The organism is Streptomyces sp. NPDC045899, assembly GCF_056431485.1.
The window spans coordinates 1-12,680 of record NZ_JBWKKP010000032.1 but is presented as its reverse complement, the minus strand read 5'-3'; the positions used below and the strand labels follow the sequence as shown (position 1 = coordinate 12,680).

Sequence of the window (12,680 nt, the reverse complement as noted above, 5' to 3'; positions counted from 1 at the left end):
CGGAGCAGAAGCAGGCCGAGCAGGAGGCCAAGCAGGAACAGAAAGAGCAGGAAGCCGAGAAGCGCCAGCAGCAGTTGGAGGCCGAGCAGGAGCAGAAGCAGAAGGAAGCCGAGGAGCGTTACAACAAGCAGGCCGGCGAACTCGGACTCGGCGGCGGACGCGGGCTCGGCGACCTCGGTCCGGACTCCGGACTCCCCGGCGAGAACGGCGCCACGACCACGCTCAACCCCGACGGGTCGGTCACCATGGACTACCCGGACGGCAGCTCCCGCACCATCGAGATGCCCGGCGGCGACGTCTCGACGACCCTGCCCGACGGTTCCCATATCTCCGACTCGCTGAGCCCCGGACACTCGATCACCAACAGCGACGGCTCCGTCACCACCATGGGCCGTGACGGCACTCTCACCACGGAGTTCCCCGACGGGAGCCGCAGCGTCCTGGACCCGGACAAGGGGACGCTCACCAACCACCAGCCCGATGGCACGACCGTCACCACCCCCATCGAACGCGGCCAGACACTCCCCAGTGAGCTCGGTGGCGCATCCCTCCCCGGTGGCTCACACGGCGGCTCGGTCTACTCGCCCTCGTACGACGGCGAGGGCTACGAGGAGGAGCTGTACGACCAGCTCCCAGGCTCGGGCGACCCGTCCCAGCACGGACTCGGCTCCGGCAACGGGCCGGGCGGCGGTATGCCGATGCTGCCCCCCGGCACCCGCATCAACGGCATGACCACCGGCGGCGGTGCGAACGAGAGCGAGCGCGTCCGCGGTGTCATGGACGACGGGCAGCCCATGACCCGGCGCGTTCCCAGCCAGGCACGGGGCGGCTACCAGGAGGAGGAGGTGCCCGTCGCGACCCGGGGCGGCACCTCGACCATGTCCGGCGGTATGCCCTTCATGCCACCCGGTGGCGGCATGGGAGGCGGCGGTCAGCAGACGGAGTCGGCCGACCGCGAACGCGCCTCCTGGATGGAGGAGGACGAGGACGTCTGGGGTACCGACGAGGGCGGCGCGCCCGCGGTGATCGGACGTTGAGCACAGTGAACGGAGCGAGGGAAGGACGGTCGTGAGCGAATCGATCAAGGACCGGCTGGCCAAGGCCGTGGCCCAGCTGGAAGAGACCAAGAAGGCCGTGGCGCATGCGCAGGAGCAGCTGAGCACCGCGTCGGTCACCGTGCGATCCCGCGACCGCAGCGTGGAGGTCACCGTCAACGCACAGGGGCAGCTGAGCGAGGTGAAGTTCCTCGACGGCAAGTACCGGAACCTGGGCGCATCGCAGCTGTCCGCGTCCGTGATGGAGGCGGCCCGGCAGGCACAGGCACAGATGGCGCAGACGGTGCTGGACACCTTCCGGCCCCTGTCCGAAACCGCGGGAGCCAGGCCCCATATCGAGGGCTCCGGTGTCGACTGGGACCAGATCTTCGGACCGCTCACGGACACGGTGGCCCGTGGCGCGAGCACACGCGGCGGGGCCAGTGACGGGCTGCGCGATGAGATCCACGAGGACGGGGAGAAGAGGTAGCGCGATGAGTTTCGGATATGACGACAAGTTCGAGGCCGACCCCGGTCGGCTCCAGAGCTTCCTCGACGAGAACGAGCGGGTCGCCAAGTCGGTCCGCTCCATGGGCCATGACTTCGTGGCCGACCTCGAGCCGTACTCGAACTGGTACGGGATCGACGACGAATTCGCGAAGGAGGCGGGCGCTCAGTACCGGAAGGACGTCGACTCCGTGCGGGCGACCTTCACGGCCATCGGTGCGGCCGTCGCCAGTATCGGCGGCGGACGGCTCCAGGAGATCATGGGTATCAAGAAGGCCCAGAACTTCGCCATGGACAACATGCAGGAGGCCAAGGCGGCGACGCACAACGTCGGCGAGAGCGGTAGCGGAAAGCACTGAGCGTGATCCCGGACAGCATTGAGTTCAACGACGACGAGCGAAGACTGCTCGTTGCCCTGCTGGGCCAGATGCCGCTGCAGGCGTCGTCGGACTTGGCGTTCAGCAGTAGCACCCCCTTCGAGGACTGGGCCGACCGTGTGGTGGCGCTGCGCGACACCATCACGGACCTGGTGAACAAGGTTGATGGGGCGCTGCCGCCTGCCGTCGCCCGGCAGTACAAAGAGGCGATGGCGCCGCTGATCGGCGGCAACGGCTCGGATCCGCTGTCCGAACTCGCCCAGCAGCTCAGAGGGCAGCTGGCAAAGAACCAAATACAGCACTCCAGAAACATCATGGAGTCGAAGTTCGAGATCATCGCCGAGATCATCATGCTGATGGCTCAGCTCGCCATCATCGCCGCGCTGTCCTTCTTCACCGGTGGGCTGTCCTTCAGCGAGGGTGCCGCTGCCAAGGCCCGGAGCACCGTCGCGATCCTGATGACGCTCGACCGGCTGCTGCGCTCCACGCATCTGATGCCGTCCTTCACCGAAGCCCTGGAGGAGGCGTTCGTCACCTTCGCGACGCGGATGACGATGCTGATTCTGAACGACGGCGACCGGCGCCCCGACGGCATCGACTGGGGCAACATCGGCAAGTCTGCGGCCTTCGGCGCCCTGGCCGGCTTCTTCTCCAGCGCGCTCTCCCAGTTCATCGGCAACATCTTCAAGCACCAGTTCAAGAACTTCGGTGACAACAAGTGGGCGAAGTTCGGGGGAGAGATCTTCCGGGCCTTCGCCAGTGAGGGACCCGGTGAGTCCGCCGCCGAGGTGCTGATCAACGGTGCCTTCGAGGGCAAGTGGAAGTTCGACCCGATGACGCTGTGGGGCGGCGGCGTCAGCGCCGTCTCCGAACTTCTCATCGAGACCGCCATCGAGAACATCGGCAAGGACCTGAACAACAAGTTCTTCGGTGGCAGGAACGTCTTCGCCACGCACAATCCGCTGCCCGGACCGGACTCCGTGCTGGGCGGCGGTTCCGGCCACGGCGGCTCCAAGACGTCCACCCCGCCCGCCGCCGTTCCGACCCCGCACGAACCGCCGCCGGTCACCACCACCCCGACGGTCACAGCACCCACGACCGTCACCCCGCCGGTCACCGCGCCCGTGCCAACCACGACCGCCCCCACGCCGGTCGACGTCGACGGCGACGGTGTCCTGGACAACGACCCCCTCACGACGGCGGATCCGTACGCGGAGACGGATCCCTACCCGGACTCCGACACCGAGTCCCTCTTCGACTCCGACACCGAGTCCATCGGGGGATCGGACACCACCTTCGACGACACCGCCTCGAACATCACCGACTGGTCCGACTACGAGGAGACCGCGCCGTTCGCGGACACCGATCCGGCTGCGGCACCGTTGCCCACCGGCAAGACGGGAACCACCACCCCCGATCCACTGCCGGACACCACTCCCGCGTCCCTGCCGGACACGACCGCCACCTCACGCCCGGACACGACCGCGTCACCGCTGCCGCACTCGTCCACCGGGGACACCACCTCCTCGCCGTCGCGTCCCCGCGATCTCGACCGGAGCACACCGGAGACGCCCCTCCCCGACGGAACGCTCCAGGAAGACACCACTCCGGAAGGCACGACCCCGGACGAGGGGACACTGCCCGACGGCACACCGGACACCACCGGCACCCCGCGCACCACACCTGACACCCACCAGGGGCCGACCGGGCGTTCGGCCACCGGCCCGGCGGACGCCACCCACGGCAACACCTCACCCGCCACCACCCAGCAGGATTCCACGCGGCAGGAAACGGGCGACGGCACCGCCCTCGACGGGAGCGAGCAGGAGTCCGCGACGTCCGGCACCGAGGACCAGGACGCCGTGGACACCGGCCCCACGGCTCCGGGGGTTCCGGCGGAGTCCGACCGGGGTGCCCAGCCCCGTCTGGTCGACCCGGTCCGCGACCCCGTGCGTCCCGAACAGTGGCGGTCACACCAGCAGGACGCCTCCGATCCGTTCGCACGTCCCGGAAGCCGCGAGGCGTCCGCCGCCGACGCCACGGCGACGGACCAGGACGAGACCGCCCGGACAGCGGAGCCGGTGTACACCCCGGAGCCGCTCCCTGCGCCGCACACCCCGACGGCTCCCGTGACACCCGTCGCCGGGCCCGAGAACGCGGTCCGTCCCTCGGTGCAGCGCGTGCAGGCCGACGACGGCCGCTGGGTGCGGCAGCTGTCGCTGGAACTGCCCGTCCGGCTCGCCGACGGTTCCGATCCCGCACAACTCCAGTCCGTGCAGGACCGGTTGACCGGTCTCCTCGACACCCATGTCAACCACGGTCTGCCGCTGCCCCGCTCGGGCGATCAGCTCCACGTCGAGCTGAAGCTCGTCGACGCCCCGGACCATCCCGGGGCCGTGGAGCTCAGCACCTCGGACACGTCCCCGAGCGACGGCCAGCTCCATGTGCCCACGTACTCCGAGGGTCCTGCCACCGCCCCGGCCGAGCAGGAGCGCCGACGGCGCGAGGACACGGCGGCGCTGCGCCGGGTGATGCGTTACACCGGACTGACGGACGGGTACGGCGAGACCGGCCCGGACGGACTGCCGGGCCCGGCCGTTCCCCTGGAACAGCTTCGGACCATCGAGGACGCCACCGACGCCGTCCCCACCACGTCCGACGACCCCGCCTCCACCGTCCCGGCGATGCCCATCACCACCTCGTCCGACGGTCCGCGTGACCTCGGGACACCCGCCCCGGCCCCGCGGCAGACGGCCGGGAGCGCCGAGAGCGCAAAGGCCGCCGAGAGCGTCACCGTACCGAGCGGCGCGCGGGATCAGGCTCCTCGGACTGCCCAGGTGAAGCCCCAACCGTCGACCTCGTCGACGGGTCGGGTGGATCGTGGGTGGCATCGGCAGGCTGTGGCGCAGAGCATCGTGGGCGGGGGCGGTAGGCGCGTCGGTGAGGCGTCGTTCTCTCCGGGTGAGTTCGCTCGTCGGCGTCCTGCGTTGGAGCGGGCGAGCCGGGCGACGGTTTATCGGGAGTGGCGTAAGGCTTCCGATGGGACGCAGACGAGTGCGGTGCGGAAGTTGCCGTTCGCGGATCGTCCTCGGTTCACTCTGGCTGGGCATGGTGGTACGGCCTTCATCAAGGTGTCGTTGGCTGACGGTGGTGTACGCGAGGTCAGTGGTAGTGGGGTCAAGGACTGGGCGCTGTCGCGGCCGGGTCTTGCGGAACTGGCTCCTGGCACGGTCGTCACGATGCTGTACTGCGGCGACGGTCTGGGCGATGAGATGGCCGCACATCAGGTGGCGGATGCCACGGGTCTGACGGTGATGCATCCGTTGTATGGGGCGAACATCGAGGGTGGGCAGATCCATCTGCTGGAGGGTCCCAACGGTGAGCCGGGCCGCTGGGTCATCGCCCGCCCTGGTGGCGGGACCGAGATCCATGACCCGGAGAGCGATTCTTCGGCGGAGACCACATCTGACACCAGCACGCCCTACCCCAACCCACAGGACAGCCTTGGGAAGGTCGCGGTCAGTGCCGCGCCCGAGGTGGCCAGGGATATCGAGGCGCGCTGGGATCAGGCTGTTGGCGAGCAGGATGGTGAGGGCAAGCGGCTGACCGTCACGGTCGACGGCGACAGTGTCAACGCCCATGATCTGGTTCCTCTCCTGCTGGCGCGGATCGGCGCGGCCGACCAGGCCGACGCGCTCACCATTCAGGCCAAGCCCAAGGACAAGCTGAAGGCAGGCGCCAACCACAAGCTGCTGCTCTCGTACAACGGCGAGGGCGGCCGGGGCACCATCAGCCTTGAGGTACGCGTCGAGACGAGCCAGCAGCCGACCGCCTCGTCCTCGTCCCGGCCGCTGACCGAGTCCGCACGGTCCGCCCCCGATCCGCGGGCGACGGCGCGGAACAATCAGAAGAAACTCGCTGTGGGCCGGGAGTTCAGCGAGCTCATGGAGGAGATGGGCCTCCCTGTTGTGCTCGGCGGCGGTGCTCAGATCAATCTGCTCTTCAACAGTCCACGGCCGATCGCGGACCTGGACTTCCGGATGCCCTCAGTCGACTATGTGAGGGAGTTCGCCGATCGGATCAACCAGGCCATTGCCGAGCGTTTCCCGGGCAGTGGGCCGAACGCCCTGGTCAGGGATGAGAAGGATGGCCGTGCGCTCACCGGTGTGGTGAACGGGGTCGAGATCACTGTCGGTCCGAGCAGTCTCTCCTACGGTGACGCGCGTGAAGTCGGTGGCATCACGGCGCCGACACAGGTCGATTCCCTCTTCGACAAGGCGCAGTCCCTGGCCGAACGTACGGGCGAGAAGCAGCACAAGGACCTGTTCGACCTGCTGTGGGCGCTCGGAAATATGCCGGATGGCGATGTGCGGCTGGCTGACGAGCTTGATCAGCGCCGAGGCGAGGCGTACCTCAAGAGGGCGGCCAAGCAGCCACGGTTTGCGCCCAACCTGAAGAACCAACTGCGCAACGTCCTCACAGAGTTGATCAAGAGCAAGAAAGCCCGCGAGTTGCTCGAAGCCGAGTGGCGTGATTTCGGTGCCACGGAGCAGGACATCGAACGGCTCCGAGGGACGCTCGCCGACCTGGCCGACACTTTCCAAGCCGGTTCCGGGCCGTTCCGTGCCCTGGTGTTGACGGCGGGCAACTTCACCGGAGATGTGTTCGGTCTCGCCTCGGCCATGGTCCTCAACCCCAGGCTTCACGTCGGCGTCCTCACCGGTCCCGACCACCGGGATCAGGTCAGCTCCTTCCTCCGGACATCCCTCACCGCGCCGATTCACGCCCGGTACACCAAGGCGTTGGAGCGGCTGAACACAACCCATCCGAAGTCCTCCCCGGCACGCGAGGCCGAGCTGTCGAAGCTCACCGGCCAGCGGGACGCCGAGCTCCGTGCTCAGGAGGAACGCCTCCACACCCTCCACACCGAGGCCCCTCACCCCCTGTACACCGCGGCGACCCGGCGCGATCAGGCCCTGCCCTACGACGCGATGATTCCGGCCGTGCCGAAGCGGCTGCGAGCCGTTCATCTCCAGAAGCCGGTGTCCTATGTCTCCCGCGAGGTTGTCTCTCGATGGGGCAACCAGGGTCATGAGCGCGTCAAGATCCGCGCTGCGTGGGGTCTGGACAGGCCCAGCACCGAGCAGGTCCGGAGTTTCCTCGCGTCTCGTGGGATACCCGAGCGCGGGCCGTATGTCGTTTTGTGGTCGCGGTTCAGCGGCAAGAAGGGAGGCCCGCATCCGCAGCACGATACGAGTGTGACCGGGATCCAGCAGATCACCGATTCCCTGCCGCCTGAGACCACGGTGCTCATCGTGGGCGACCGTCAGCCCGGTGGTGCATGGGAGCGACTGGCCTCCGAACACCCCAACGTGCATGACCTCACGGAATTCTGGAAGAGCGGCGACTGGCTCGGGCTCTTCCCGTCCGGGGCCCGCGCCGATCAGTTCCAGCTCTTCGACCACCTCTCGTCCGTCTCCGACGGGCAGCTGAAGCACCTGGGGTTCCGCAGCGGCAACCTGGAGGCCTATGCCCTGATCGGGCACCAGGTGCGATACCTGGAAGAGGCCGGAAACTCCCAGGCCAAGCGGATGGAGCCGTGGCACAAGCCGATCGGCTACCAGGTCATCACGGTGAACAAGGTGCCGACCCTGACCGGCCAATGGCTGGTCGCCACGGCGGGCAAGACCGGCAGCGAGGTCCGTGTCCCATGGCGCAAGGAATCGGGCGACCATGGCATCAAGCCCATCAGCAAGGGTGCCGCACTCGCCACGTTCAACATCACCTCGGCGCAGCGCGGTTTCGACCCGATAGACCTCACGACCATCGGCGAGTACCTCGGCTTCCCGGCCGCCCCTTCGACGCCCTCAACCGCGACGCCCCACCGGACCGGTCGGGTGGATCGTGGGTGGCATCGGCAGGCTGTGGCGCAGAGCATCGTGGGCGGGGGCGGTAGGCGCGTCGGTGAGGCGTCGTTCTCTCCGGGTGAGTTCGCTCGTCGGCGTCCTGCGTTGGAGCGGGCGAGCCGGGCGACGGTGTACCGGGAGTGGCGTAAGGCCTCGGACGGGACTCAGACGAGTGCGGTGCGGAAGTTGCCGTTCGCGGATCGTCCTCGGTTCACTCTGGCTGGGCATGGTGGCACGGCGTTCATCAAGGTGCCGTTGGCCGACGGTGGTGTGCGGCAGGTCAGTGGTAGCGGGGTCGAGGACTGGGCGCTGTCGCGGCCGGGTCTGGCGGAGCTGCCTCCTGGCACGGTCGTCACGATGTTGTACTGCGGTGACGGGCTTGCTGATGAGATGGCCGCGCATCGTGTGGCCGGGGCCACGGGTCTGACGGTCATGCATCCGTTGTATGGGGCGAACATCGAGGGTGGGCAGATCCATCTGCTGGAGGGTCCCAACGGTGAGCCGGGCCGCTGGGTCATCGCCCACCCTGATGGCGGGACCGAGATCTATGACCCGGGGACCGAACCTTCGACCGACACCAGCACGCCCTACCCCGATCCGGAGGACAGTCTCGGGAAGGTCGCGGTCAGTGCCGCGCCCGAGGTGGCCAGGGATATCGAGGCGCGCTGGGATCAGGCTGTTGGCGAGCAGGACGGTGAGGGCAAGCGGCTGACCGTCACGGTCGACGGCGACAGTGTCAACGCCCATGATCTGGTTCCTCTCCTGCTGGCGCGGATCGGCGCGGCCGACCAGGCCGACGCGCTCACCATTCAGGCCAAGCCCAAGGACAAGCTGAAGGCAGGCGCCAACCACAAGCTGCTGCTCTCGTACAACGGCGAGGGCGGTCGGGGCACCATCAGCCTTGAGGTACGCGTCGAGACGAGCCAGCAGCCGGCCGCCTCGTCCTCGTCCCAGCCGGAGCCCTCGTCCTCGTCCCGGCCGCCGACCGAGTCCGCACGGTCCGCCGTCGATCCGCAGGCCACGGCGCGGAACAATCAGGCGAAGCTGGCAGTGGGCCGGGCATTCAGCGCGCTCATGCGGGATATCGGCCATCCTGTCGTGCTCGGCGGCGGTGCTCAGATCAATCTGCTGTTCGACAGTCCACGGCCGATCGCGGACCTGGACTTCCGGATGCCCGAAACCACATATGTGGGGGGATTCGCCGATCGGATCAACCAGGCCATTGCCGAGCGTTTCCCGGGCAGTGGGCCGAACGCCCTGGTCAGGGATGAGAAGGATGGCCGTGCGCTCACCGGTGTGGTGAACGGGGTCGAGATCACTGTCGGTCCGAGCAGTCTTTCCTACGGTGACGCGCGTGACGTCGGTGGCATCACGGCGCCGACACAGGTCGATTCCCTCTTCGACAAGGCGCAGTCCCTGGCCGAACGTACCGGCGAGAAGCAGCACAAGGACCTGTTCGACCTGTTGTGGGCCATGGGAGAGAAGCCTGGCAGCGATCTGCTGCTGGTCGGCGAACTCGAGCAGCGCCGAGGCGAGGCGTACCTCAAGAGGCTGGCCAAGCAGTCACGGCTGGCGCCCACGCTGAAGGAACAACTCACAGCTGTTCTGGGTCAGTCGGTGAAGAGCAAGAAGGCCCGTGAGTCGCTCGAAGCCGAGTGGCGAGACTTCGGCGCCACGCAGCAGGACATCGATCGGCTCCGCGGAACGCTCACTGACCTGGCCGACGCCTTCCGAGCCGGCCCCGGGCCCTTCCGCGCATTGGTGTTGACGGCGGGCAACTTCACCGGAGACGTGTTCGGCCTCGCCTCGGCCATGATCCTCAATCCCAGGCTTCACGTCGGTGTCCTCACCGGTCCCGACCACCGGGATCAGGTCAGCTCCTTCCTCCGGGCGTCCCTCACGGCGCCGATTCACGCCCGGCATGCCAAGGCGTTGGAGAAGCTGCACAGGACCCATCCGTCGCCCTCACCGGCACGCGAGGCCGAGCTGTCCAAGCTGGCCGGCCAGCGGGACGCCGAGCTCCGTGCTCAGGAGGAACGCCTCCACACCCTCCACACCGAGCGGCCGCACCGGCTCTACACCGCGGCGAGCCGGGGTAACCAGGCCCTGCCCTATGACGCGATGACCCCGGCCGTGCCGCAGGGGCTGCGAGCAGCCCATCTCCAGAAGCCGGTGTCCCATGCCTCGAATGAGGTCGTCTCCCGATGGGGCAAGCAGGACCATGAGCGAGCAAAGGTCCGTGCCGCTTGGGGGCTGGACCACCCGCGCACCGAGCAGGTGCGGAACTTCCTCTCCGCTCGCGGTATACCCGAGCGCGGGCCGTATGTCGTGTTGTGGTCACGGTTCAGCGGGAAGAAGGGAGGCCCGCATCCGCAGCACGATACGAGTGTGACCGGGATCCAGCAGATCACCGACTCCCTGCCGCCTGACACCACGGTGCTCATCGTGGGCGACCGTCAGCCCGGTGACGCATGGGAGCGACTGGCCTCCGAACACCCCAACGTGCACGACATCACGGAATTCTGGAAGAGCGACGACTGGCTCGGACTCTTCCCGTCCAAGGCCCGCGCCGATCAGTTCCAGCTCTTCGACCACCTCTCGTCCGTCTCCGACGGGCAGCTGAAGCACCTGGGGTTCCGCAGTGGCAACCTGGAGGCCTACGCCCTGATCGGGCATCAGGTGCGTTACCTTGAAGAGGCCGGGAACCTCCAGGCCAAGCGGATGGGGGAGTGGCACAAGGCGATCGGCTACCAGGTCATCACGGTGAACAAGGTGCCGACCCTGACCGGCCAATGGCTGGTTGCCATGGTGGGCAGGACCGGCAGTGAGCTACCCCTCCCGTGGCGCAAGGCAGCAGGCCACGACGGCGGCAAGCAGACCAGCAAGAAGGTCGCGCTCGCCGAACTCAACATCACCTCGGCTCAGCGCGGTTTCGACGCGATCGACCTCACGGCCATCGGCGAGTACCTCGGCTTCCCGGCTCCATCAGCCGGGACACCCCAGCCGGGCGCCCGTACATCTCCGTTGAGTACGCCTGCTGTCTCGGTGTTCTCCCCGGAGGAGGCGCTGGTCCGGCATCCGAAGGCGTTCTTGACGTCGAGCGTTCTCTCCATGGACCTCGACAAGGGGCTTGCCCTTCACGCTCCCGGGCTCTCCACGAATGCCCGCCGCTCCTTCGTCAGGGCTTTGAGCGATCCGGCTCTGGGCAGGCACAAGTTTGTCCTGGTCACGGACGGACAGCAGGATGCCAACGGTCTGCCTGTGTATGCGCTGGCTCCTGCCGTCGAGTGGTATGCGCGTGAATACGCGACCATACGCTCGCTCGGTCTGCCGACCGATGCACTTCCACCCGTGCGTGGCAATCGCGGCTATGTGGACGCTGCTTATGTTCCCCATCTGACGGGGAGTACGGCGGAACCCGAGCGAAGTGTCGGGCATACCGCGGTACCGCGAAATCCTGACGAGGCGTCCGGCCCTCATGTCGTGGTGACGCCTGCCGTTACTGGATTCGCCTTCGTGGTGACGCCCCATCCGGATCCTGATCTCTTCACGGCGTGGCACTACCAGTCCCCGGAGTCGAACGTCCGCCACTCCGTGGACTTCCGGCGGGACATGCGACCGACTGACTGGTTCGGCCATGGTGAATATCACCCCGACGATCTTCCGGACGGGGACGATCGGCTGGGCGAGACCGCGAACTTGCTGTGGCACGGCCCCGAGGGCTGGGAGATCCTCAGTCAGCGGAACTGGACCAGTGCCACGTCCAAGGAGTCCCTCACCTTCGGCGGGTTCCGTAGCCGTCCTCTGGTACTGGAGCCCGGTGGCGAACTTCAGCACACCGTGGCCTTCTACCAGGCCCTTGCGCGGAGCGAGCGCGACCAGCGCAACTGGCCTCTGCAGCAGCTGCGCAGGAAGATCCAGAATGCTCTCCCGGCGGGCAGCGATGCCGGAATGCTGTCTCATCTCTTCGGCGCCATCGACGAGCGTATCGACAGAGAGATTGAGCAGCTCGGGAGCGTCCCCGATTTCAAGACCCTGCGTTCATACGCGGACACGTTCAAGAGTGAGCGTGCCGCGATGCGCAACAGGCTTGAAAGCCTGATCGGCCAGGCCGCTGCCACCAGTGCGAAGGCTTCTCGGGAGGACCGACAGGCCGTTCTCAAGGCGATCGACCTCGCGCAGCAGCTCGTGAATGAGTTCATTTCCAGTCCGGCGCAGGGCTGGATCGACCTCCTGCGGGACGAGGCCGCTCCGCCGCATCCCCGGACCATCGCTGCGCGTCATCAGAACATGGCGCGGAGCGAGCGTGACGCCCAGACGGCGCACCTGAATGTGCTCCGGAGGGACATTTCCGAGACGAAGCCCTCAGGCCGGGAAGCTGTCACGCTCCAGAAGATCTTCGACCGAATCAATGAACACATCACCGCGGAAATCGAGCAGCTCGAGAAGGTCACGGATTTCCGGACGCTCCACCGCTATGCGACAGAATTCCCGCAAAAGCGCCGCGAACTGCAGGAAACGCTCGCGGCGGAATACGCTGGAGCGGTAGCGAACGCCGCCGTCAGGGGGATGTCTCCCCGTCAGGCTGGGGCTGCAGCGAAGCGGAACCGACTGACCAGCCAATTTCTCGATGTCTTCGCCACCAGGCCGTTCGACGACTGGATCACCAGCCTGCGCGACGCGGTTACCCGGCCCGCAACCTCCGCACTGCCCAATGTCTGGTCGTCGGGTGTGGTGTTGCGTGAGGTGAAGGACGCGCGTGGGCGTGTGGTGGGGCTGGCGTCGTTCGATGCGCAGGCTTGGGAGCGGCGGAAGGATTCGTACCGGGGTCTGTCGGAGGCGACGGAGTACACCGA

Annotated in this window: 3 protein-coding genes and 1 pseudogene; all 4 read left to right on the top strand. The window is 67.4% G+C overall.

All coding sequences use genetic code 11. The annotated features are described in order from the left end of the window. Positions 1-1,037: pseudogene (locus AC07FT_RS32485) on the top strand (AAWKG family protein); the annotation flags it as partial. A gap of 31 nt (positions 1,038-1,068) precedes the next feature. Next, positions 1,069-1,524 carry a YbaB/EbfC family nucleoid-associated protein gene (locus AC07FT_RS32480; protein WP_479179632.1) on the top strand — a complete coding sequence of 152 codons (456 nt, stop codon included), beginning with the start codon at positions 1,069-1,071 and terminating at the stop codon, positions 1,522-1,524. 4 nt (positions 1,525-1,528) lie between these two features. Next, the gene (locus tag AC07FT_RS32475) at positions 1,529-1,900 is read left to right on the top strand and encodes a hypothetical protein (protein ID WP_479179631.1); all 372 of its coding nucleotides are present in this window, start codon (positions 1,529-1,531) and stop codon (positions 1,898-1,900) included. 2 nt (positions 1,901-1,902) lie between these two features. After that, positions 1,903-12,680 (top strand): nucleotidyl transferase AbiEii/AbiGii toxin family protein (locus tag AC07FT_RS32470; RefSeq protein WP_479179629.1); only part of this gene is annotated, 10,778 nt, incomplete at its 3' end.